Annotated in this window: 17 protein-coding genes; 12 read left to right on the top strand and 5 right to left on the bottom strand. The window is 62.0% G+C overall.

The window, feature by feature from the left end:
- Nucleotides 1-235: 235 nt before the first annotated feature.
- The 8 genes from DZG07_RS13975 to DZG07_RS14010 all read left to right on the top strand — a co-directional run bounded on the left by DZG07_RS13975 (nt 236) and on the right by DZG07_RS14010 (nt 9,246).
- Nucleotides 236-967, top strand: coding sequence for a GntR family transcriptional regulator (locus DZG07_RS13975; RefSeq protein ID WP_091913648.1), 732 nt, complete (start codon nt 236-238; stop codon nt 965-967).
- Nucleotides 968-1,111: 144 nt separating this feature from the next.
- Entirely contained in the window at nt 1,112-1,765 is a 654-nt protein-coding gene (locus tag DZG07_RS13980; protein ID WP_119817908.1) for a flavin reductase family protein, read from the top strand.
- 6 nt (nt 1,766-1,771) lie between these two features.
- Nucleotides 1,772-3,271, top strand: a complete 1,500-nt coding sequence (locus DZG07_RS13985; RefSeq protein WP_119817911.1) for an amidohydrolase family protein — start codon at nt 1,772-1,774, stop codon at nt 3,269-3,271.
- Nucleotides 3,272-3,290: 19 nt separating this feature from the next.
- Nucleotides 3,291-4,028: an aspartate/glutamate racemase family protein gene (locus DZG07_RS13990; RefSeq protein ID WP_119821725.1), complete on the top strand. Its 738-nt coding sequence runs from the start codon at nt 3,291-3,293 to the stop codon at nt 4,026-4,028.
- Nucleotides 4,029-4,147: 119 nt separating this feature from the next.
- Nucleotides 4,148-4,894, top strand: a complete 747-nt coding sequence (locus DZG07_RS13995; protein ID WP_119817914.1) for a cytochrome c biogenesis CcdA family protein — start codon at nt 4,148-4,150, stop codon at nt 4,892-4,894.
- 104 nt (nt 4,895-4,998) lie between these two features.
- Complete coding sequence (gene glmU / locus DZG07_RS14000; protein ID WP_119817917.1) at nt 4,999-6,348, top strand: bifunctional UDP-N-acetylglucosamine diphosphorylase/glucosamine-1-phosphate N-acetyltransferase GlmU; 1,350 nt, start codon at nt 4,999-5,001, stop codon at nt 6,346-6,348.
- Between the two features lie 160 nt (nt 6,349-6,508).
- Nucleotides 6,509-8,332 carry a glutamine--fructose-6-phosphate transaminase (isomerizing) gene (gene glmS / locus DZG07_RS14005; protein ID WP_119817920.1) on the top strand — a complete coding sequence of 608 codons (1,824 nt, stop codon included), beginning with the start codon at nt 6,509-6,511 and terminating at the stop codon, nt 8,330-8,332.
- A gap of 185 nt (nt 8,333-8,517) precedes the next feature.
- A complete protein-coding gene (locus tag DZG07_RS14010) occupies nt 8,518-9,246 on the top strand; it encodes a DUF502 domain-containing protein (protein ID WP_091913655.1) in 729 nt (242 codons plus the stop codon).
- Here DZG07_RS14010 and recG read toward each other — a convergent pair.
- Nucleotides 9,198-11,306: an ATP-dependent DNA helicase RecG gene (gene recG, locus DZG07_RS14015; RefSeq protein ID WP_119817923.1), complete on the bottom strand. Its 2,109-nt coding sequence runs from the start codon at nt 11,304-11,306 to the stop codon at nt 9,198-9,200. The genes DZG07_RS14010 and recG overlap by 49 nt on opposite strands.
- A gap of 171 nt (nt 11,307-11,477) precedes the next feature.
- Between recG and DZG07_RS14020 the strand changes: the two genes are divergently transcribed.
- Both DZG07_RS14020 and mfd read left to right on the top strand, forming a co-directional pair.
- The gene (locus DZG07_RS14020; RefSeq protein WP_119817926.1) at nt 11,478-11,765 is read left to right on the top strand and encodes a succinate dehydrogenase assembly factor 2; all 288 of its coding nucleotides are present in this window, start codon (nt 11,478-11,480) and stop codon (nt 11,763-11,765) included.
- 2 nt (nt 11,766-11,767) lie between these two features.
- On the top strand, nt 11,768-15,265 hold the full coding sequence (gene mfd, locus DZG07_RS14025) for a transcription-repair coupling factor (RefSeq protein ID WP_119817929.1): 3,498 nt from the start codon (nt 11,768-11,770) through the stop codon (nt 15,263-15,265).
- A 1,443-nt stretch (nt 15,266-16,708) separates the two neighbouring features.
- On the opposite strand, the gene DZG07_RS14030 is transcribed toward mfd, so the two are convergent.
- Together DZG07_RS14030 and DZG07_RS14035 are read right to left on the bottom strand one after the other, a co-directional pair.
- Nucleotides 16,709-17,395 (bottom strand): DsbA family protein, encoded by a 687-nt coding sequence (locus tag DZG07_RS14030; RefSeq protein ID WP_119821727.1) that lies wholly within the window; start codon nt 17,393-17,395, stop codon nt 16,709-16,711.
- A 20-nt stretch (nt 17,396-17,415) separates the two neighbouring features.
- Entirely contained in the window at nt 17,416-19,236 is a 1,821-nt protein-coding gene (locus DZG07_RS14035; RefSeq protein ID WP_119817931.1) for an extracellular solute-binding protein, read from the bottom strand.
- Nucleotides 19,237-19,476: 240 nt separating this feature from the next.
- On the opposite strand from DZG07_RS14035, the gene DZG07_RS14040 reads away from it, so the two are divergent.
- Nucleotides 19,477-20,109: an invasion associated locus B family protein gene (locus DZG07_RS14040; protein WP_091913660.1), complete on the top strand. Its 633-nt coding sequence runs from the start codon at nt 19,477-19,479 to the stop codon at nt 20,107-20,109.
- 78 nt (nt 20,110-20,187) lie between these two features.
- Here DZG07_RS14040 and hspQ read toward each other — a convergent pair whose 3' ends face one another.
- On the bottom strand, nt 20,188-20,511 hold the full coding sequence (gene hspQ, locus DZG07_RS14045; protein WP_091913661.1) for a heat shock protein HspQ: 324 nt from the start codon (nt 20,509-20,511) through the stop codon (nt 20,188-20,190).
- Between the two features lie 126 nt (nt 20,512-20,637).
- On the opposite strand from hspQ, the gene DZG07_RS14050 reads away from it, so the two are divergent.
- Nucleotides 20,638-21,600, top strand: a complete 963-nt coding sequence (locus DZG07_RS14050; RefSeq protein WP_119817934.1) for an AEC family transporter — start codon at nt 20,638-20,640, stop codon at nt 21,598-21,600.
- Here the strand turns inward: DZG07_RS14050 and DZG07_RS14055 are convergent.
- The gene (locus DZG07_RS14055; protein ID WP_119817936.1) at nt 21,577-22,788 is read right to left on the bottom strand and encodes a UbiH/UbiF family hydroxylase; all 1,212 of its coding nucleotides are present in this window, start codon (nt 22,786-22,788) and stop codon (nt 21,577-21,579) included. The two genes, DZG07_RS14050 and DZG07_RS14055, sit on opposite strands and share 24 nt — an antisense overlap.
- Nucleotides 22,789-22,791: the final 3 nt, after the last annotated feature.

Raw genomic sequence — 22,791 nt, forward strand, 5'->3', positions numbered from 1 at the left:
CCTCTCCATTGTTTTTTATCAAATCTGAATTTGCCGTCCAGATAGGCGTTCCCGTGGATTGCACTTAATTTGAGCTTGTTGTGATTATTTTTTATGCAATCTGTATCCACTTGATAAACGATAGTGTATACTGTTTAATGGCGCAAGAGAAAACATTTGGTATCGATCCTGTACGCAGATTGGGAACACGCCATGGTTGACACTGGCACCGGGTATTCGGATAAATCGCTGCACCATGACCTCACAGGAAATCACGCCGACCAAACGCGCGAGCCGCGCCGGCAATCTCGCAGACGGCGTCTATCAGGCGCTGAGACGAGCAATCATCGAACAGGCGATCGCACCGGGCACGAAGCTGCCGGAGGATTCGGTCGGCGAGAGTTTTGGCGTCAGCCGCACGGTCGTGCGCAGCGTGCTTGCCCGCTTGACTGTGGAGGGCCTCGTTTCGCAGCAGCCCAACAAGCGTGCGACGGTGGCCTCACCGAGCCTTGCGGAGGCGCGCGGCGTCTTTCAGGTGCGGCGCAGCCTGGAGCGGACGGTGATCGAGACGCTCGCCGGACGCATGACGCCCGCCATGACGGAAAAATTGCGGTCGCATGTTGCGGCGGAAGAACGGGCACAGGGACGCGACGGACCGGAGTCGATACGGCTCGCCGGCGAATTCCATACGCTGCTTGCGGATATGACGGGCAACGAGCTTCTCATTCGCTATGTCGCGGAAGTTGCATCGCGCTGTTCGCTGATCCTTGCCCTTTACGGCCGTCCGCATTCATCGGAATGCGCGGTCAACGAGCATCAGATGATCATCGACGCGCTTGTTCGCGGCGACGAGGAAACGGGCATCAGGATCATGGACGAGCACCTGACCGCCGTCGCGACACGAGGTCTCCTCGACCTGAAGCCGGCGCGCGAGCGCGAGCTGAAGGATTTGCTGGCGGATTACCGGCCGCTCGCCGCAAAGAGCTAAGCCAGCGCCTTTCCCCACAAGCTGAAGAGCGGCGCGCAAAAGCCGCCGCTTCTGCCATTCCGTTCTCATTCGACATTCGCACATGCGCTTACCCGCGCGTGGGCGTTGCGATTTTCTTGTCTCAACTTTCCTGAAAGCACGCTCATGACCAACAAGACCAGTTTCGATTTCGAACGAATGTCCGAACGCGAGAAGTACAAGCTTCTGATCGGCGCGGTGGTGCCGCGTCCGATCGCGCTGGTGACGACGGTGGATCTGAACGGGCGCGTCAATGCCGCTCCCATAAGCTTTTTCAACTGCCTGTCGGCCGAGCCCGCGATTCTTGCGCTCGGCGTGGAAAATCATGACGATATGTCCTTCAAGGACACCGCCTGGAACGTGCGTACGACCGGCGTCTTCACGGTCAATATCGTCTCCAGCACGATGCTCGACGCCATGAATGTCTGCGCGGTGCCGTTTTCATCGGATATCGATGAACTTGCCGAAGCCGGGCTGACGGCCATTCCCGGATCGAAGATCGCAGCGCCCCGCATCGCGGAATCGCCCGCCGCCTTCGAATGCCGCAACTATGTGACGCTCGGCGTCGGCAATTCGCGCGAGGTCATCCTCGGTGAGATTGTCGCGGCCCATATCCGCTCCGACATCGTCAATCCCCGGCTGCATGTCGATCCCGTCGGCTTGGACGCGATCGGCCGTATGGGCGGTCACGGCTATGCACTTTCTCGCGAAACCTTCGACCTTCCGACCATGAGCGTCTCACAATGGGAAGAACGCAAGCGCAAGCCCGCGGCCGAATAGGGAACGATGATGATGAGCGAAGGCAAGCGCACGCTGATGACCGCCGCCTGGGTGGTCGGCCATGACGACGGCCGCCATACGCTGCTGCCCGGCGGAGAGGTCGTCTATCAGGATGGCGAAATCCTCTTTGTCGGTCACGGCTTCGCCGGCGAAGTGGATGAACGGATCGACTGCGGGCAGGCTCTGATCGCTCCCGGCTTCATCGATCTCGACGCCTTGTCCGATCTCGATACGACGATCCTGTCTTTCGACAACCATCCGGCGTGGCGCAAGGGCCGCGTCTGGCCGAAATCCTATATGGAGGCCGGGCCTTATGAGATGTATTCGCTTGATGAGCTGGTGTTCCAGAAGCGCCATGCCTTTGCACGCCTGATCCGCAATGGCGTAACGACCGCTCTGCCGATTGCCTCGCTCTATTATCGCGAATGGGGCGAGACGGTGGAGGAGTTCGAAGGGGCGGCTGAAGCTGCCGCCGATCTTGGCCTGCGCGTCTATCTGGGCCCTGCCTATCGCACCGGCAATCCTGTCGTGGTGGAGGAGGGTAAGTTCGAACTGTTCTTCGACGAGCCGCGCGGACTGAAGGGGTTGGTCGACGCAATCTCCTTTTGTGAGCGGCTGGATGGCCGGCATGGCGGCCTTGTCCGCACCATGCTCGCGCCGGACCGTATCGAGACCTGCACCGCCGAACTGCTGAGACGCACTGCCGCCGCGGGCAGAGACCTGGGCGTGCCGGTGCGGTTGCACTGCTGCCAGGGCGGTTTCGAGCGCGAGACCGTGCGGCGACTGCACGGCATGACCTCGATCGAATGGCTGGATAGCCTGGATTTCCTCACCGAGAAGACCCTGCTGCCGCACGGCACCTTCGTCAGCCCATCGCGCTTCGTGCCGGAGCCGGGGCGCGATCTCGAAATTGTCGCCGAGGCCGGCTCGGTCATCGTGCATTGCCCGCTGGTCGCAGCCCGCTTCGGTGACGGGCTTGAAAGTTTCAGCAGCTACCGCGAGCGCGGCCTTCGCATCGGGCTTGGCACGGACACCTCTCCACCTGATATGCTGCTCAATCTGCAGATCGGCCTGATGATCTGCCGCTTTGTCGAGGGGAAGGCTGAGGCAGCCCGCGCCGAAGACTATTTCGATGCCGCCACCCTTGGCGGAGCGGATGCTCTTGGCAGATCCGATCTCGGCCGGCTCGCGCCAGGCTGTCGCGCCGACATGGTGGTCTGGGATCTGGCAAACCCCGATATCGGCCAGGTCATCGACCCGATCCAGACGCTCTTGATCTCGGCGTCGGGCCGCGATGCCCGAACCGTCATCATCGACGGTCGAATGGTCATGCGCGACCGGCATATTCCGGGGATGGATTTCGCTGCCGACGCCGTGCGGGCGCAACGCCAGTTCGAGGGGCTGGTCGCAAAATATCCCGACCGAACCTGGGCTCATCCTGCGGCTGAGGAAATCTTTTCGTCGGCTTACCGTATCGTCCGATCAACCGATGCAGCGCAAGGCTGAGCGCAGAAGGGCACTTTCCATGCGTATTCTTGTCGTCAATCCGAACACGACCGAGAGCATGACCGCGACGATCGCCGATGCAGCGCGGGCTATAGCCTCCGGCGGAAGCGAGATCGTTGCGGTCACGTCGCGCATGGGGCCGGTTTCGATCGAGGGATATTACGATGAAGCACTGGCCGTTCCCGGCATGCTGGCAGAAATCGCCTCGGGAGAACGTAACGGAGCAGACGCCGCCATCATCGCCTGTTTCGACGATACCGGCCTGGACGCCGCGCGAGCCATGGCAAACATGCCGGTGATCGGCATATGCGAAGCCGCACTAGTCACCGCTGCCTTTCTGGCCCCGCGCTTCTCTGTCGTGACCACGCTTGAGCGTTCGCGCATTCCGATCGAGCATCTCGTGCAGCGATACGGCATGGCGGGCAGGGTGCGCGTGCGTGCGGCCGACATTCCTGTTCTTTCGCTGGAGGATCCGGCCTCCGGTGCAAAGGCCAAGCTGACGGAGGAAATTCGCCGGGCGCTTGATGAGGACCGCGCCGAAGCTATCGTTCTGGGATGCGCCGGCATGGCGGACCTTGCACGAGCATTCCAGGCCGAGTTCGGCGTGCCTGTGATCGACGGGGTCAGTGCGGCCGTCAAGCAAGCCGAGGCGCTCGTCTCGCTGGGGCTCCAGACCAGCAAGCGTGGTGCCTATGCCCGCCCTGTCATCAAGCCTTATGTCGGCGCCCTGAGTTCTTTTGCGCCGCAAGTCCTCTAGTTTCCTAGTTTTCCGATCGATTGGTCTGTCCCGAGGCGACGATCTGCCACGCAGTCGTGATTGGAGACGACGCCTTCTGACGGCTATATGCAGCGCAAACGTAATTGTTGCGGGGAATCATGGCGTTGGATGTCAGCTATCTCAGTGCGGTCGGGGCAGGGGCGCTTTCGTTCCTGTCGCCCTGCGTGCTGCCGCTGGTGCCGCCTTACCTCTGCTATATGGCTGGCGTTTCGGTCGATGATTTTCGTGCCGAGGGTGGAAAGGTCGCGAAGTCGGCCACGCGAAACGCACTTCTGATAACGTCGGTCGCCTTCGTCCTGGGCTTTTCCACCGTATTCGTGGCGCTCGGCGCCGGCGCTTCGACGATCGGACGGCTTCTGCGCGTCTGGCAGGAGCCCTTGGCTATGGCCGCCGGCGTCCTCATCATCCTGATGGGGCTAAATTTTCTCGGCATTCTGAAAATCCCGTTGCTGTCGCGCGAGGCGCGCTTCCAGTCGGAAGGCAAGCCCGCCAGTACAGTCGCCGCGTACGCCATGGGACTCGCTTTCGCTTTCGGCTGGACGCCATGCATCGGGCCGGTGCTTGGACCGATCCTGACGCTTGCCGGTGGACGCGAGACGGTAAGCGAAGGGGCGCTGCTGCTGGCGGCCTATTCGCTCGGGCTCGGCATACCTTTCCTGCTGGCGGCGCTGTTTTCAGGGGCCTTCATGCGCTTTCTCGGCAAATTCCGCGTGCATCTTGGCCGCGTCGAGAAAGTCATCGGGGCGCTTCTGGTATTGGCCGGCGTGTTCTTCCTCACCGGCGGGGTCCAGAGCGCATCCTACTGGCTTCTGGAAACCTTTCCGACGCTCGGCAAGCTGGGCTGACGCATTGTAACTCTGCCAACGCATCGAATTTCAGCCGCATTGGAGCAGGAAGGAAGCAGTGCTAGAACTGCGACGAATCTTCCTGTTTCTTTCCGGAAATCGCCATGACCGCTAGATCCTGCCTGTCGATCATCCTTGCCGCCGGCGAGGGCACGCGCATGAAAAGCGCCTCCCCCAAGGTGCTTCACAAGATAGCCGGCCTGCCGATGGTCGCCCATGTCGCCAACGCTGCAAAGGCCGCCGGCGCCGGCGATCTCGCTCTGGTTGTCGGCTTCGGGGCCGAGCAGATGCGGGAGGCCGCAGCCTCCTTCGCGCCGGGCACCGAGACCTTCGTGCAGGAGGAACGGCTCGGTACGGCGCATGCGGTGCTTGCCGCGCGAAAGGCGATCGCGCGCGGCTATGACGATATCCTCGTGCTGTTCGGCGATACGCCACTGCTGGAGGCGGATTCGCTTTCTGCCGCACGGACGAAACTCGGGGAAGGCGCTGCTGTGGTCGTCATCGGCTTTCGCCCGCCCGATCCTTCCGGCTATGGCCGCCTGATCGAAAAGAACGGCAAGCTAGTCGCGATCCGGGAAGACAAGGATTGCAGCGACGAAGAGCGCAAGATCGGCTTCTGCAATGCCGGCATCATGGCCATTTCGGGTGCGCACGCGCTGAAACTGCTCGACGCCGTCGGCAACAAGAATGCCAAAAGCGAGTATTACCTCACTGACATCGTGGAAATCGCCGATGCAGCCGGCCTGGCAGTGGTGGCGACCGAAGCCAGCTTCGAGAGCGTGCTCGGCATCAACAACCGCGCCGAACTCGCCGAGGCAGAAGCCATCTGGCAGAAGCGCAAGCGCCGCGAAATGATGCTTTCCGGCGTGACCATGATTGCGCCCGAGACAGTCTTCTTCTCGCACGATACGGAAATCGGCGCGGAAACCATCATCGAGCCGAGTGTCTTTTTCGGCCCCGGCGTGAAGGTTGCGTCAAACGCCAAGATCCATGCCTTCAGCCACATCGAAGGGGCTCTTATTGGCCCCAGCGCCGATGTCGGACCGTTCGCGCGACTGCGGCCAGGCGCCGATCTCAGGGAAAAGGCCAAGGTCGGCAATTTCTGCGAGGTCAAGAAGGCGACGATCGAGGCCGGCGCGAAGGTCAATCACCTCACCTATATCGGCGATGCCCGCGTCGGGCAGGGCGCCAATATCGGGGCGGGCACCATCACCTGCAATTACGACGGCTACTCGAAATTCTTTACCGATATCGGCCCCGGCGCCTTCATCGGCTCGAACTCCTCGCTCGTTGCGCCGATCACCATCGGCGAGCGCGCCTATGTCGCATCCGGCAGCGTCATCACCGAGGATGTGCCGGCCGACGCCTTGGCATTCGGGCGGGCGCGGCAGAAGACCTTGCCGGACAAGGCACGCGAATTGCGCGAACGCCGCGCCAATGCAGCGAAAAAGTAACCCGAAGCGGTTATTCGAAGCGCATGCGCTGGACGCTGTGGAGGTCATCCTCCATAGCCATAAAGCTGATACCAAAGGATACGGAATGTGACTTCCGCGCGGCCGCCACACTGACTAGATAGCGGCAGGGGAAGTTTGCGGGAACAGGGGCAACCGGACCATGTGCGGAATTGTTGGGATCGTCGGCCGGACATCGGTAGCGCCGCTTATCGTCGACGCATTGAAGCGGCTTGAATATCGCGGCTATGACTCGGCGGGCGTAGCGACCGTCGAAGGCGGCCAGCTTGGCCGCCGCCGCGCCGAAGGAAAGCTCGTCAATCTCGAGCAGAGGCTCAAGGCGGAGCCGCTCGACGGCAATATCGGCATTGGTCATACGCGCTGGGCCACCCACGGCGTGCCGAACGAGACCAACGCGCATCCGCATTTCTCAAATGGTGTCGCCGTCGTCCACAATGGCATCATCGAGAATTTTGCCGAATTGCGGAACGAGCTGAAGGCTGACGGCTACGAATTCGTTTCCCAGACGGACACCGAAGTCGTGGCGCATCTCGTCTCGCGCGAACTGGCGCGGGGCGCTGATTCCGTCAAAGCCGCCCATAACGCGCTGAAGCGCCTTGAAGGCGCATTCGCGCTGGCGATCATGTTCCAGGGCGACGACAACCTGATCGTCGGCGCTCGCAACGGCCCGCCGCTGGCGGTCGGACATGGCGAGGGCGAGATGTATCTCGGCTCCGACGCCATCGCGCTCGCTCCCTTCACCAATTCGATCACCTATCTCGAGGATGGCGACTGGGCGGTCGTGCGCCGCAACGAGGTCGGTATCTTCGACATGGACGGCAATGCGGTCGAGCGTCGGCGGCAGCAGTCGCTCAGCACGAGCTTCATGGTCGACAAGGGCAACCGCCGCCATTTCATGGAAAAGGAAATCCATGAGCAGCCGGAAGTCATTTCGCACACGCTGGCGCATTACGTCGATTTCACCGACGGCATTTCGAAGCCGATGGATCTGCCGTTCGATTTCGCAAAGCTCGACCGCCTGGCGATTTCGGCTTGCGGCACGGCCTATCTCAGTGGGCTGATCGGCAAATACTGGTTCGAGCGTATCGCCCGCCTGCCGGTCGATATCGATGTCGCATCGGAATTCCGCTACCGCGAAATGCCGATCTCGAAGAACAGCGCCGCCTTCTTCATCTCGCAGTCGGGTGAAACCGCCGACACGCTGGCCTCGCTGCGCTACTGCCGCAAGGCCGGCATTCCCATCGGGGCCATCGTCAATGTCCGCGAATCCACCATCGCGCGCGAATCCGACGTGATCTTGCCGACCCTTGCCGGACCTGAAATCGGCGTTGCCTCGACGAAGGCATTTACATGCCAGCTTTCGGTTCTTGCATCGCTTGCCGTGCGTGCAGGCGTAGCGCGCGGGACGATCTCGCGCGAGCAGGAAAAGACGCTGGTGCGCGAACTGTCCGAAGCGCCGCGTTTCGCCAACCATGTGCTCAAGCTCGAGGAGCAGATCGAAAAGATCGCGCGGGAACTTTCGCGCTACAAGCATGTGCTCTATCTCGGCCGCGACACCAACTATCCGCTCGCCATGGAAGGCGCGCTGAAGCTCAAGGAAATTTCCTACATTCACGCCGAGGGCTACGCCGCCGGCGAGTTGAAGCACGGGCCGATCGCGCTGATAGACGAGAACATGCCGGTCATCGTCATCGCCCCGCATGACCGCATTTTCGAGAAAACCGTGTCGAACATGCAGGAAGTCGCTGCACGCGGCGGCAAGATCATCCTGATCACCGACCAGAAGGGCGCCGATCAGGCCGCGATGAAGACGATGGAAACGATCATTCTGCCCGATATGCCGGAGATCATCACGCCGATCGTCTATGCGTTGCCAATCCAGATGCTCGCCTACTACACGGCTGTCTTCATGGGCACGGATGTCGATCAGCCGCGCAATCTGGCAAAGTCGGTTACCGTCGAATAACGAAAACGCCGCTTCCGGTTGGCGATGTCGATCTTGGCATCTGCAGCATCACTGCTGCTGACAAAACCGTGTCCGGCAAATCGTAAAAACGATTCCCACCACTCGGGGTGATGGTCTAAGACTATCGAGGGGGCGCTGCGGGTATGCGGCGCGACGCTGTCTCAGCTGAAAATCGGAAGCGCTGCATGGGTCGTCTGCGAAACTATTTCCTCACCGGCTTCATCGTGACGGCGCCGCTGGCGATCACGGCCTATCTGGCATGGTCGTTCGTTGGCTGGGTCGATTCCTGGGTAAAGCCCTACATTCCGTATCGCTACAATCCCGATCACTATCTGCCGTTCGCCGTGCCGGGCTTCGGGCTCATCGTGGCACTGCTGCTGATTACCCTTGTCGGGTTCCTGACCGCGAATTTCATCGGCCGTTCGATCGTGTCGCTGGGCGAGCGGGTTCTGGGTCGGATGCCGCTTATCCGTAGTATTTACAGTAGCTTGAAGCAGATTTTTGAGACGGTTCTTTCGAACAAGAACGAGATGTTCCGCACCGTTGGAATGGTCGAGTACCCCCGCAAGGACGTGTGGTCGATCGTCTTCGTCGCCGGCGAGAAACGCACCGAGATCAATGACAAGCTCGACCAGAATGACGACCCGCTGATTGCCGTCTTCATGCCATGCACGCCCAATCCTACGACCGGGTTCCTGATGTATGTGCCAAAATCCCAGGTTATCGTCCTCGACATGAGCATCGAGGACGGGGCAAAGCTCATCGTTTCCGCGGGACTGGTGACGCCCGACATGAGCAAGAAAATGGTCAAGATTAAAGGCAAGAAGGTCGTATCGATAGCCAATCCGACCCTTGAGGAAGTCGCTCAGCCAGCTCTCAACAGCCGCACCGCCTCGTCGCGCCCGAACAAATAGAGCAGCATCCGTATCGCCTGGCCGCGTGGCGATTTGAGGTCCGGATCGCGCGTCAGCAGCAGGCGGGCGTCATCGCGGGCGATTTCCAGCAGATCGGCATGCGTCTCGATGCGCGCCACCTGAAAGCCCGGCGTGCCGGACTGGCGCGTGCCCAGCAGCTCGCCTTCGCCGCGCAGTTTCAGATCCTCTTCCGATATGCGGAAGCCGTCCTCCGTCTCGCGCATGACCGAAAGGCGGCGTTTTGCGGTTTCGCCGAGCGGGTCCTTGTAGAGCAGCACGCAGGTCGAAGCCTTGGCGCCGCGCCCGACACGCCCGCGCAACTGGTGAAGCTGGGCGAGGCCAAAGCGCTCGGCATGTTCGATGACGATGATCGTCGCATCCGGCACGTCGACGCCGACCTCGATTACCGTGGTGGCGATCAGGATGCGCGTCTCGCCCTCCTTGAAGGCGCGCATCGCCTCATCCTTTTCCGCGCCCTTCATGCGGCCATGGACGAGGCCGATCGCATCACCGAAAACCGGCTTCAGCGAGGCAAAGCGATCTTCCGCCGACATTAGTTTGATCTCTTCGGATTCTTCCACAAGTGGGCAGATCCAATAGACTTTCTGGCCGTCGGCTACCGCATCGCGCATGCGGCCGACCAGTTCGTCGAGCCGTTCCAGCGGCAGCGTAACGGTGCGTATCGGCTGGCGGCCGGCCGGTTTTTCGGTCAAGCGTGAGACATCCATGTCACCGAAGGCGGACAGAACCAGCGTGCGCGGTATCGGCGTTGCCGTCATTACCAGCATGTCGGGCGCATCGCCCTTGGCGGTGATTGCCAGCCGCTGGTGCACGCCAAAGCGGTGCTGTTCGTCGACCACGACCAGCGCAAGATCGCGGAACTGCACGGTTTCCTGGAACAGCGCATGGGTGCCGACGACGAGATTGATCGCGCCGTTTTCCAGTCCGGCGAGGATTTCTGCGCGCTCGCGACCCTTTTCTCTCCCCGTGAGCACGGCAACGCGCAGGCCCATCTTTTCGACCAGCGGCGCGATGGTGGCAAAATGCTGGCGCGCGAGGATTTCCGTCGGTGCCATCAGGGCGGCCTGTCCGCCGGCCTCGACGGCGCGCGCCATGGCAAGCAGCGCCACTACCGTCTTGCCGGAGCCGACATCGCCCTGCAGCAGGCGCAACATGCGCTCGGGTTTTTGCAGGTCGGCATCGATCTCGGCCAGCGCCTGCGTCTGCGATTGCGTCAGCGCATAGGGCAGGGCGTTTCGCAACGCCGCGATCAGCCGGCCGTCGCCCGCAAGGGGCCGGCCGGAAAGCCGCCGCACCGTCGCGCGCACCAGCGCCAGCGAAATCTGCCCTGCCAGGAACTCGTCATAGGCGAGCCGGCGCCAGGCTGCGCTGTCTGGCAGGACATCGATTGGATCGGCGGGGTTGTGGATGCGGCTCAACGCCTCGCCAAAGGCGGGAAAGCTTTGCCGGCGCATGACATCCGGGTCGAGCCATTCGGGTAGCGCCGGCACCCGCTCAAGCGCCTGGCCAATGGCGCGGCGCAGCACTTTTCCCGACAGTCCGGCCGTTAGCGGGTAGACCGGCTCGACCAGCGGCAGGCTTTCGGTATCGCCGGCGCGTGCGATATGGTCGGGATGGACCATGCTCGGCCGGCCGTTGAACCATTCCATGCGGCCGCTGACGACGACATCCTCGCCGACCGGCATCGCCTTTTCGAGCCAGCCGGTGTTGGCATGGAAGAATGTCAGCGCGATCTCGCCGGTGTCGTCGAAGGCGTAGACCCTATACGGCACGGATTTGTGGCCGCGTGGCGGCGGCTGGTGCCGGTCGATGCGCACTTCCAGCGTCACGATCGCGCCGGAGGGCGCCAAAGCGATTCCGGGTCGGTTGCGCCGGTCGATCACCGAATGCGGCAGCGTGAAGATCAGGTCACCGGCGCGGGCATCGCGATCCGAAATATCGGCGGGCACGACCTTCTTGATCAGTTCGGCAACCTTCGGCCCAACACCGGCAAGCGACGTGATGGAAACGAAGAGCGGGTCGAGACTATTGGGACGCACGGCTTTAGGCTCCCGACGATTGGGAGGGTTGGAGCGCAGGTCCGGAACGGGCGAAATTTGTCAGCATGATTTCCACCAGCCGACTCTTAGGCACTGCGAGAGCGGTTGCAAGGCTGACAGGCAGCGTCATCCACGCTATATGCGCCGCTCGGCAATCAGGAATGCGAAACAATGACAGGCATGACGCGATCAAGTGACGGGCTCGATGCGCGCCGGCGCAAGCTTCTGTTCCGTTCGTGGCATCGCGGCATGCGCGAGATGGACCTGATTCTCGGCGCTTTCGCCGATACCACCATCCATGCCTTGTCCGATTCCGAACTCGACGCATATGACGCGGTGCTGGAACTGCAGGACGCCGACCTGTTGTCTTGGATCACCGGCGAGCAGACCATTCCGCCGGAACACGACACGGCGATGTTTCGCAAGATACTGGCATCGCGCCAGGCCATGAGTTTCTGAGAATGAGCCTGATCAAGAAAATCGGCCTACCCAAGGGCGGCACCGGCCAGTTCATCGTCGATGGCATCGCCGACGGCTATGAAGCCTTCGCGCTTGCGCAGGCGGTTGCCGAGACCGCCCCCGATGCGCCGGTGATCTTCGTTGCCCGCGACGGCCAGCGCCTACCGGCAATCGTCGAGGCGCTTGCCTTTGCCGCTCCCGAACTGCCGGTGCTGGAATTCCCGGCATGGGATTGTTTGCCTTACGACCGCGTCTCGCCCGGAGCAGACGCCGCCGCCCGCCGCCTCGACGCCATGGCGGCAATGACCGCGCTGGCGAAGAAGCCGCACCGCGCCGTCATCCTCACCACCGCCAACGCGCTTCTGCAGCGCATTCCGCCAGCTGCCGCAATCGAGGCGCAGACATTCCACGCCAGGTCCGGCAACCAGATCAACATGAACGCGCTCATTTCGCGGCTCGAGAATTCCGGATTCGACCGTGTCGCCACGGTGCGCGATGTCGGCGAATTCGCCGTGCGCGGCGGCATTCTCGATCTCTTCGCGCCGGGCTCGACCGAGGCGCTGCGGCTCGATTTCTTCGGCGACACGCTGGAATCGATCCGCGCCTTCGACGTCGCCACCCAGCGCACCACCGGCCAGCGCAAGGCGCTGACGCTTCAGCCGATGAGCGAGGTGGCGCTGACGCCCGAGGCGATCAGCCGCTTCCGCCGCTCCTATATCGAGGCGTTCGGCGCACCGGCGCGCGATGACGGGCTTTATGCTGCCATCAGTGAGGGCAGGCGCTTCGCCGGCATGGAGCACTGGCTGCCCTTCTTCTACGAGCGGCTGGAGACGATTTTCGACTACCTGCCGACCGCGCCTTTCGTGTTCGACCATCTCGCCCGCGAGGCGCTTGTCGAGCGCCATACGCTGATCGTCGACTATTACGAGTCCCGCAGGCAACAGGCGGACGGCGCGCTGAAGGATGCCGTGCCCTACAAGCCGGTACCGCCGGCCCGGATGTATCTCTCGCCCGACGACGTGACGGCAGCGCTGGCAGACCACGCCGCGATCGAATTCACGCCCTTCGACACGCCCGACACCGGCGGCCGCAAGCTGCTGCATGGCGGCTCGAAGGCCGGTCACAGTTTCGAGCTCGAACGCGCCGATCCCAACGCCAATGTCTTCGAGGCGGCGGTCAAATATATCGGCGACGTGCGCGCCGCCAAGCGCCGCGTCGTCATTGCCGGCTGGACGGAAGGTTCTCTCGACCGGCTCGGCCAGATTCTTGCCGAGCACCACCTCGGCAATCTGACGCCTGTCGCCACCCTGGCGGATGTCGAGAAGCTGACAGCGGGGCAGGCGGGTCTTGCCGTGCTGCCGCTCGAATCCGGCTTCGAGACGGACGGGTTCGTCGTCGTCGCCGAACAGGATATTTTGGGCGACCGCCTGGTGCGGCGCTCGAAGAAGCGCAAGCGCGCCTCCGATTTCATCGCCGAAGCCGCCTCGCTCTCGGCCGGCGATATCGTCGTTCATGCCGATCACGGCATTGGCCGCTTCGTCGGCCTGCGCACCATCGAGGCGGTCGGCGCACCGCATGACTGCCTCGAAATCCACTATGCCGGCGACGATCGCCTGTTCCTGCCGGTCGAAAACATCGAGCTCCTGTCGCGCTTCGGCTCGGATTCGGCGGAAGCCCCGCTCGACAAGCTCGGCGGCGGTGCATGGCAGTCGCGCAAGGCTAGGCTCAAGCGCCGGCTGCTCGAAATGGCCGGCCAGCTCATCCAGATCGCCGCCGAACGCCAGATGCGCGCGGCCCCCGCGCTCAACCCACCGGACGGGCTCTATGGCGAGTTCGCCGCGCGCTTCCCCTATGAGGAGACCGACGACCAGCAGCGCGCCATCGATTCCGTCATGGACGATCTTGGCGCCGGCCGCCCGATGGACCGGCTGATCTGCGGCGATGTCGGCTTCGGCAAGACCGAAGTGGCGCTGCGCGCCGCCTTCATTGCCGCGATGGAAGGGTTTCAGGTTGCCGTCGTCGTGCCGACCACGCTTCTGTCGCGCCAGCATTTCAAGACGTTCACCCAGCGCTTTGCCGGCCTGCCGCTGGTCGTGCGCCAGGCGTCGCGGCTGGTTGGCGCAAAGGAACTGGCCGAGACCAAGAAGGGGCTCGCCGAAGGAACGGTCGATATCGTCGTCGGCACCCACGCGCTGCTCGGCGCATCGATCTCCTTCAAGAATCTCGGCCTGCTGATCATCGACGAGGAGCAGCACTTTGGCGTCAAGCACAAGGAGCGGCTGAAGGAGCTCAAGAGCGATGTGCATGTGCTGACGCTGTCGGCAACGCCGATCCCGCGCACGCTGCAACTGGCGCTGACCGGCGTGCGCGAACTGTCGCTGATCGCCACGCCGCCGGTCGACCGCATGGCGGTGCGCACCTTCATCTCGCCCTTCGACCCGCTTGTCATCCGCGAGACGCTGCTGCGCGAACGCTACCGCGGCGGCCAGAGCTTTTATGTCGTGCCGCGCATCTCGGACCTCACTGAAATCAAGCAGTTCCTGCAGGAATCTGTTCCGGAACTTAAGGTCGCGACCGCCCACGGCCAGATGCCGCCGGGCGAGCTCGACGACATCATGAACGCATTCTATGACGGCCAGTACGACGTTCTGCTTTCAACGACCATCGTCGAATCCGGCCTCGATATTCCGACGGCCAACACGCTGATCGTGCACCGCGCCGACATGTTCGGCCTGGCCCAGCTCTATCAGCTGCGCGGTCGCGTCGGCCGCTCGAAAGTGCGTGCTTATGCGCTGTTCACGCTGCCGGCCAATCGCAAGCTCACCGACACCGCCGACCGCCGCCTGAAAGTCCTGCAATCGCTCGACACGCTCGGCGCCGGCTTCCAGCTGGCCAGCCACGATCTCGACATTCGCGGTGCAGGCAATCTTCTGGGCGAGGAACAGTCCGGCCACATCAAGGAGGTCGGCTTCGAGCTCTACCAGCAGATGCTGGAGGAGGCGGTCGCCGAAATCCGCGGCACCGGCGAGGTCATCGACGGCGGCTGGTCGCCGCAGATCACGGTCGGCACGGCAGTCATGATCCCCGAATCCTATGTGCCGGACCTGCAATTGCGCCTGGCGCTCTATCGCCGCCTGGCCGATCTCGATTCGCCCGAAGAAATCGACGGTTTCGCCGCCGAGCTCATCGACCGCTTTGGCCCGCTGCCGGAAGAGGTCCAGCATCTGTTGAAGATCGTCTTCATCAAGGCGCTGTGCCGCAAGGCCAATGTCGAAAAGCTCGACGCCGGGCCGAAGGGCGTGGTCATCCACTTCCGCAAGCGCGAGTTTTCCAACCCGGCGGGTCTGGTCAAGTACATCTCGGAGCAGGGGTCGCTCGCCAAGATCAGGCCGGACCAGAGCGTCGTCTTCATCCGCGACTGGCCCAACGCCGAAAAGCGCCTCGCTGGCTCGGCAGTGGTGATGACGCAACTGGCGCGGCTGGTGGAGAAGGCGGCCTAGGCGTTTGGCAGGCTTTGTGAGAGCTGCTTGTCAACGCGGAAGGTTGGCGGTGGCCGCGAAGTTCGTCATCCCGGAAACCGGAGCGAAGCGCAGGTTATCCGGGACCCATTGGCCGCAGTATCGGCAGGCACGGCCCGGTCCTGATGTTGGCGCGCGTTCGGCACCGCTGAAGCTCCTTTCCATTCCGGCATGGGTCCCGGGTCTCCGCATTCGCTTCGCTCATGCTGCGCCCGGGATGACGAAGAGAGGACAGCACTTCTAACGTCAACCTTGGCGATTGGCGGCGCCAACCATGAAGTCGTCATCCCGGAAACCGTAGCGAAGCGGAGGTTATCCGGGACCCATTCCGAGCATCGGCAGGCACGGTCCCGTCCTGATATTGACGCGCGTTCAGCTGGCGACTTGCACGAGAGTTCTGCAAAGCAACCCTTCTCTCCAACACAAGTGATTTGAGCCTAGCATTCCATGACATCCGTCATTCTCGACCTCGTGAGCGAGCGTTAGCGAGCGGAGAGTGTCGGGAATCCATGCCGGAACATCGATGAAGCCGCTGCGGTGCAGAACTGCCGAAGCTGAAGCTCGCGAACTGGGGGAAAGATTCACCGCAAATCTCCACCCAACCCATTGTTTCCATTCACATCACACATTTTTTCACCCCCAATCTTTCCACACCCCAAGACACCGCCGGCATAATCCCTCCATCGCTCTTGCGGGACCGGGTTCTGGAACCGGGATCGGGGAGAGCGGCGGTGACCTCCCGCCCTGGTGTGGTAGCCAGGAACCCGAGGGCCCGACACAGGCCGGCGTCCTGCGGCCGCATGCCCTGGCTGGAAGCTGCAGGTGAAAACCTGTGGCGGAAGGACCAAGGGCAGATCGCGCAGGATGCGGAGAACCCGCGGCGTCTTGTCCATGGAATGTACATGGAGCGGGCGTTGTGACCGGCCAACTTCGGGACAGACACCGAGACGGGCGGTCGAAAGATCGCAGAAAAATACAAAAGATGAGCGAGATTTCGGCCGCCCGTCTTTCCCGGCTCTTTGACAATGGCCAGATGCGAAAGCAGGCGTGGCGATGAACAGGTGCGTCCTTCGAGGCTCGCTAACGCTCGCACCTCAGGATGAGGGAGGGTGTGCCGGCAGAAGTCCTTTTCATGAAGGGTAGGAACGTCTCAGGATCAGGGAGGGTGGGCCGGTAGAGGCGATCCATTCTGAAATGTGCTCGCATCTCAGGAAGAGGACCGCAGTGCGCCATCCCCCATCCTTGAAGTGTCAAAGATCGCAAGGCGCCAACCTCCCTCATCCTGAGGTGCGATCCTGAGCTTGTCGAAGGGGAGCCTCGAAGGACGCACCGGAGTGCACCCGGGGACAGTTTACGTGTCTGCCCCGGAAAGGCGCGGCGGTTGCGATCTCGCGCAAGGGGCAAAAAGTAAACTGTCCCGGCGCCTCAGCCGGCCGCCGTCTCCAGCTCCCCGCGCGCCTTGGCACCAGCGATCTGGCGGATGGCGTCGGCCAGGGTGTCGCTCTCCTGCGCACCCATGACAGCGTATTTGCCCTCGAGCAGGAAGCACGGCACGCCGGTGATGCCCATGCGCGACGCGGTGGCGGCCTCGTTGGCAACCGCGTCGCGGTCGGTGTCGGTGGCAAGCATTGCTTCAACCACCGGCGCATCCATGCCTGCCTCACGCGCGGCTTCGGTCAGAACGGCGTGGTCGCCGATGTTCTGGCCCTCTTCGAAATAGAGCTGGAACAGCCGCCGTGCGAGCTTGTTCTGCACTTCCGGGCCGGCAGCCGAGGCCCAGCGCATGACGCGGTGAGCGTCGATGGTGTTGGGAGAGACCTTGATGGCGTCGAAATCGAAGTCGATGCCTTCGGCAGCCCCCAGCGGTTCGATATTGGCGTGGATCTGGCGCAGCCGTTCCTCGCTGCCGAACTTCGCCAGCATGTATTGCTTGCGGTCCTTGCCTTCGAGCGGAATGGTCGGGTCGAGCTGGAACGGCCGCCAGCGTATCTGCACATCGACTTCGGGCACGGCGGCAACGGCCTTGTCGAGCCGCTTCTGACCTATGAAACACCAGGGGCAGACGGCGTCGGAGACGACATCGATGGTGATGGATTGCTTTTCGTCGCTCATCGGGAAATCCTCCTTTGCCGTCAATTCGGCTTCTGCCACCAGGTCGGGAAATGGTTACCGAATATAGGAGTCTTTGCCGGGTGTTCCAGATTGGCCCAATAAGCGAGGAATTCTTTCTTGTTGTGCTGCATCGGCACCATATAGGCCCCGGAAATCAGCAGGCGGTCGAGCGCGCGCACGGCAGCGACGTAGCTGTCCTTGTCGCGAGCATGCAGCATCGCCTCGATCATCGCATCGACTGCCGGATCGGCGACACCAGCCAGATTGAACGAGCCGGGGACGTTCGCCGACTCGGAACCCCAGCGGAACGTGAGTTCGATGCCGGGTGACAGCGTGCCGAGGAAGCCCGTGGAGCCGAACAAAACGTCGAAGTCGAAACGCTGCTTGCGCATCTGGATCTGGTCGGACTCGAGCGCGCGGATGTTGACGTCGATGCCGAGTTTTTCCAGCGAGCGCTGATAGAGTGCGGCAAGCCGCTCCTCGGTCTGCGATGTGGTCAATATCTCGAAGCTGAACGGCTCACCGTCGGCGCCGACAAGCTTGCCGCCTTCGACGCGGTAGCCCGCACTTTCCAGGAGATCGAGGGCAGCCTTCAGCACCTTGCGGTCGCGGCCGGAGCCATCCGTCACAGGCGGCTGGTAGGTGCCGTCCATGACGTCCGCCGGCACCTTGCCGGGGAAGGGCGCAAGAAGCGCGCGTTCTGCCTCGCTTGCCGGGCGTCCGAGCGCGGAAAGCTCGGAATCCTGCCAGAAGCTCGCCGTGCGCTTGTACTGGCCGTCGAACATGTTCTTGTTGGCCCATTCGAAATCGTAGAGCATGCCGAGCGCGCGGCGCACCCTGACATCGGCGAATTTCGGCAGCCGCGTGTTGAACAGGAAGCCATTGACCACCGGCGGCAGGCCGCTCTCGAAGTCTTCGGTGACGACCCTGCCGTCCTTGAGGGCCGGAAAATCGAAGCTGCGCTCGCGCTTGACCGGGTCGGCCTCGGCGAAGGTCGAGCAGATGCCTTTCTTGAAGGCCTCGAACATAGCGTTGGCATTCAGGAAATATTCGAGCGTGACGCGGTCGAAATTGTCGATGCCACGCTTCACCGGCAGATCTTTGGCCCAGTAATCAGGGTTGCGCTCGAAGACGATGCGCTGGCCCGGTGCCACCTTGCCAACCCGGTATGGCCCGCTGCCGATCACCGGCTTCAGCGTCGTCTGGTCGAAAGTCTCCTTGTTGAAGAAGTGCTTCGGCACGATCGGCGTCATCGCGATGATCAGCGGAAATTCGCGGTCGGCAAGTTCGTTGAAAGTGAAGCGCACGCTGAGATCGCCGGTCTTTTCAAGCTTGGCGATCTTCTTCATGCGGTCGCTGTAAGGGGGGCGGCCTTTTTCCGTGTAGACCTCGTAGGTGAAGATAACATCGTCGGCCGTCACGGGTTCGCCGTCGGACCACTTTGCCTTCGGGTTGAGGTGGAATTCGACCGATTTGCGATCTTCCGGCATGTCGATCGACTCAGCCAGCAGGCCGTAAAGCGAAAAAGGCTCGTCCATGCTGCGCTGCATCAGCGATTCGAAGACCAGATTGCCGTAGATCGTGTCGATCATGCCGCGCGCCGTGGTGCGCAGGCTCTTGATGATGAATGGGTTCAGATTGTCGAAGCTGCCGACCACACAATAGGTGACGCTGCCGCCCTTGGGTGCATCCGGATTGACGTAGGGAAAATTCGAAAAATCTTCAGGCAGGGCCGGCTCTCCCTGCATCGCAACCGCGTGCTTCGGCTCGGCCAGTGCCGCAGCCCCAAGCGCCGGCAACAAGGCCATGGCGGCACAGAGCGATAGAAACATGCGGCACATTGGTAGTTAGCCCTCACTCGAACATTCTGGATGATTCGAATAAGAATCTATCACGGCGGCACTATTGTGAGGTTAGAGTGGAAATTGCCACCAATAATCGCCGCAACCGGGCTGGATTCGCAACGCGAGGCGGTGTAACACGCCGGCAAAAGCCATGCTGTTGCCTCATTTAGCCAACAGGTAGCGGTTACGAACGGCACCATGAGCCGGTTCCGGGAACATTTGAGAGGAAATTGATAGATGACGAGCTTGAAAACCGACACTGCCCGTCTTTCGGTCATGGCCGCAGGCGTGGTCGGCATGCTCGCCGCTGGTCTCGTGCCGGCCGCGGCACAACAGCAGCAGCCGCAGATTCCGCAGGGCTGGTTCAAGGCTTGTTCCAAGCAGGAAGACGTGGACATCTGCAATGTGCAGAACATTTCCACCGCCGCTTCGGGCCAGCTCGTCACCGGCATCAGCCTGATCGAGCTCAAGGGCAAGGTGAACCGCAAGGTGTTTCAAGTCACGGTTCCGACCGGCCGCCTCGTGCCTCCCGGCATCGGCCTGCAGATCGATGGCGGCAAGGCGCAGAAGCTCGACTACGTCATCTGCTTCCCGGACCGCTGCGTTGCCGAAGCCCAGCTTTCGGACCAGCTCATCGCATCCTTCAAGAAGGGTTCGGAGCTGACGCTGACGTCGGTCAACTTCCAGAACCAGCCGAACCCGATCAAGGTTTCGCTGTCCGGCTTCACCGGCGCCTATGATGGCCCGGCGATGCAGCAGTCCGATCTCGAGGATCGCCAGAAGAAACTTCAGGAATTCGTGTCCAAGAACAACGAGGACTTCGCCAAGAAGCTCAAGGAAGAGCAGGACAAGGCGAAGACGGCTAATTGATCGCCGTCACTCTCTGATCAGAAAAAGCGGGGTTTTGGCCCCGCTTTTTTATTGTGCCGGATTAGAAGCCGATCGGCATCAATGGCGCGCGTGATGTTTCGGCGAATAACGGCCGTCCGCGGTCTTGTCGAAGAGTTCTCGCAGTTGCGGATGCCGAACAGGTTCGCCGGATTCGTCTTCGAGCAGGTTCTGCTCCGACACGTAGGCGATGTATTCGGTTTCCTCGTTCTCGGCGAGCAGATGGTAGAATGGCTGATCCTTGCGCGGACGCACGCCCGCGGGGATGGCCTCATACCATTCCTCGGTGTTGTTGAACTGCGGATCGACGTCGAAAATGACGCCCCTGAACGGGAACAGACGGTGACGCACCACCTGGCCGATCGCAAATTTTGCTGTCTTCATTTCAATCACGCTTTCAACTCTCACACATTATTTGGCGCAGGCTGAGGCGCAATTCAATCCCAAACGGGTTGACGCATTGAGGAACAACGGGTTAGCGCGGGCCTGAGTTTCGGATAAGCAATCATCATGTCGGATGTCGTCGGTCTGGTTCTGCCCTTTTTCGGGCTGATATTCATGGGGTTTCTGGTGGCGCGGATAACGCGCCAGCCCCTCGAAGCGCTCGGCTGGATGAACACCTTCATCATCTATGTCGCGCTGCCGGCGCTGTTCTTCCAGCTTCTAGCCAAGACGCCTGTCGAGAAGCTGACGGAGTGGAGCTATATCTTCGGCTCGGTCTTTTCGACCTATCTCGTTTTCTCCCTGATGTTCGTCGGATCGCTGATCCTTTCGCGTGGAAAGATCGCGGAGGCGACGATCAAGGGGCTCGCCGCTTCATACGGCAATATCGGCTATATGGGGCCGGGCATCGCACTTCTGGCCTTCGGCGAGGAAGCGGCGGTGCCTGTCGCGCTGATCTTCTGCTTCGAAAACACCATTCACTTTGCCGTCGCGCCGATGATGATGGCGCTGGCCGGCAGCGAGAAGGTTCCGCCGCTGCAACTGGCGTTCGGCGTGGTCAAAAAGATCCTGCTGCATCCGTTCATCATCTCGACCATCATCGGTGTGGCGGCTGCTTACGCCGAGTTTCGCCCGCCGATGCCGATAGAGCGCTTCCTCGACTATCTGTCGCGCGCGGCCGCACCTTGTGCGCTGTTCGCGATGGGCGTGACGCTGGCATTGAGGCCGCTGAAGCGGGTTTCGACGGAAATAGCACCGATCACCGCGCTCAAGTTGATCCTGCATCCGTTGATCTGCTACGTCGTGCTGAGCTGGGTCGGGAATTTTTCCGAAGTCTGGCTGTTCTCAGCGGTTCTGCTTGCCGCCTTGCCGACCGCCACCAACGTCTTCGTTATCGCGCAGCAGTACAACACCTGGGTCGAGCGCGCTTCGGCCAGCGTGCTGATTACCACCTGCTTCTCTGTAGGGACGGTGACGGCGCTGCTCTACATGATCAAGACCGGAATGCTACCGCCGGATCTGTTCCCGTAGCGAAGACGCGAGGGACGAAAGACCGCTTCCGGGGCGCAGGCCTTCCCGCATGAACAGCGTGCGAAGGGGGGCGAAGCTTCCGAGAATGCTAAGGCCGGCGCTGCGCAGAAGCTGTGCCGGAATGATATTCGACAGCAGCGACTGGTTGAGCAGGCTGACGGCGCCCGACCGGGCCAGGATATCCGGCCGACGCTTCGCATCATAGGCCGAGAGTGCATCGGTCGAGCCCGGGTCGGAACGATTAAGCGAGGCGATCTCAATGAGTTGCTGGATATCCCTGACGCCGAGATTGAGGCCCTGCGCGCCGATTGGCGGGAAGACATGCGCGGCCTCTCCGACCAGCGCCACGCGATTTTGCGCGAACCGCTTCGGCAAGGTCGCTGACAGCGGATAGATTTGGCGGCCCGGCTCGACCGAAACCCGACCCAGCATCGATTGCATGCGTTCTTCGACACGGCCAGACAGCGCTTCGTCATCCAGCGCCGCAAGTTGTTCCGCCGTTTCGGGCTCGACGACCCAGACCAGGCTTGACCGGTCGCCGGGCAGGGGAACCTGCGTGAACGGGCCGGTCTCTGTGTGGAACTCGGTCGAGGTGTTGGCATGGCCGCGCGTATGGCCGAAATTGATCACCAGCGCCGCCTGCGGATAGGCTTGTGTCGAGGTGGAAATGCCGGCTGCTTCGCGGGCAGGCGAGGTGCGGCCATCGGCGGCGACAGCCAGTTTTGCCGCGATTTCCGTTCCGTCGGACAGAGTAGCCAGCACACCATCCCCATCAATCTGCCAGCGCTCGACCAGCGAGCGATGCCAGGCAATGCCCGCATGGCTCGTAACAGCGTGCTCCAGCGCCTCGTTGAGGTCGCGATTGGGAATGTTCAGCCCGAAAAGTGCCTCGCCGATCTCGCTGGCGTGGAAGGTGACGATCGGGCTTCGGATCAGTCGCCGCGTCGCGTCGATGATGCGCATGATGCGCAAGGGCGCGGCCTTCGGCTCGATTGCAGCCGTGATGCCAAGTGTGTCGAGGAATTTCAGCGCCGGCGTCATCAAGGCCGTGGTCCGGCGGTCCTTGCCGCTCACGGCGGGGCCGACGAGGCTTACCGCGAAACCAGCATCGGCAAAGGCCAGTGCTGCAATCAGCCCGGCGGGTCCGGTGCCCGCGACGATGACGTTGACTTGATCAGTTCGGTTCAAGGC

The organism is Mesorhizobium sp. DCY119, assembly GCF_003590645.1.
Taxonomy (GTDB): domain Bacteria; phylum Pseudomonadota; class Alphaproteobacteria; order Rhizobiales; family Rhizobiaceae; genus Mesorhizobium_M.

Excerpts from the sequence above, each read along its gene's own strand:
- DZG07_RS14050 (WP_119817934.1), top strand. The coding sequence starts at position 20,638 with ATGTCGGATGTCGTCGGTCTGGTTCTGCCCTTTTTCGGGCTGATATTC.
- DZG07_RS14040 (WP_091913660.1), top strand. The coding sequence starts at position 19,477 with ATGACGAGCTTGAAAACCGACACTGCCCGTCTTTCGGTCATGGCCGCA.
- DZG07_RS14020 (WP_119817926.1), top strand. The coding sequence starts at position 11,478 with ATGACAGGCATGACGCGATCAAGTGACGGGCTCGATGCGCGCCGGCGC.
- DZG07_RS14035 (WP_119817931.1), bottom strand. The coding sequence starts at position 19,236 with ATGTGCCGCATGTTTCTATCGCTCTGTGCCGCCATGGCCTTGTTGCCG.
- glmU (WP_119817917.1), top strand. The coding sequence starts at position 4,999 with ATGACCGCTAGATCCTGCCTGTCGATCATCCTTGCCGCCGGCGAGGGC.
- mfd (WP_119817929.1), top strand. The coding sequence starts at position 11,768 with ATGAGCCTGATCAAGAAAATCGGCCTACCCAAGGGCGGCACCGGCCAG.
- DZG07_RS13975 (WP_091913648.1), top strand. The coding sequence starts at position 236 with ATGACCTCACAGGAAATCACGCCGACCAAACGCGCGAGCCGCGCCGGC.
- DZG07_RS14030 (WP_119821727.1), bottom strand. The coding sequence starts at position 17,395 with ATGAGCGACGAAAAGCAATCCATCACCATCGATGTCGTCTCCGACGCC.
- DZG07_RS13995 (WP_119817914.1), top strand. The coding sequence starts at position 4,148 with ATGGCGTTGGATGTCAGCTATCTCAGTGCGGTCGGGGCAGGGGCGCTT.
- glmS (WP_119817920.1), top strand. The coding sequence starts at position 6,509 with ATGTGCGGAATTGTTGGGATCGTCGGCCGGACATCGGTAGCGCCGCTT.
- DZG07_RS13990 (WP_119821725.1), top strand. The coding sequence starts at position 3,291 with ATGCGTATTCTTGTCGTCAATCCGAACACGACCGAGAGCATGACCGCG.
- hspQ (WP_091913661.1), bottom strand. The coding sequence starts at position 20,511 with ATGAAGACAGCAAAATTTGCGATCGGCCAGGTGGTGCGTCACCGTCTG.
- DZG07_RS13985 (WP_119817911.1), top strand. The coding sequence starts at position 1,772 with ATGATGATGAGCGAAGGCAAGCGCACGCTGATGACCGCCGCCTGGGTG.
- DZG07_RS14010 (WP_091913655.1), top strand. The coding sequence starts at position 8,518 with ATGGGTCGTCTGCGAAACTATTTCCTCACCGGCTTCATCGTGACGGCG.
- DZG07_RS13980 (WP_119817908.1), top strand. The coding sequence starts at position 1,112 with ATGACCAACAAGACCAGTTTCGATTTCGAACGAATGTCCGAACGCGAG.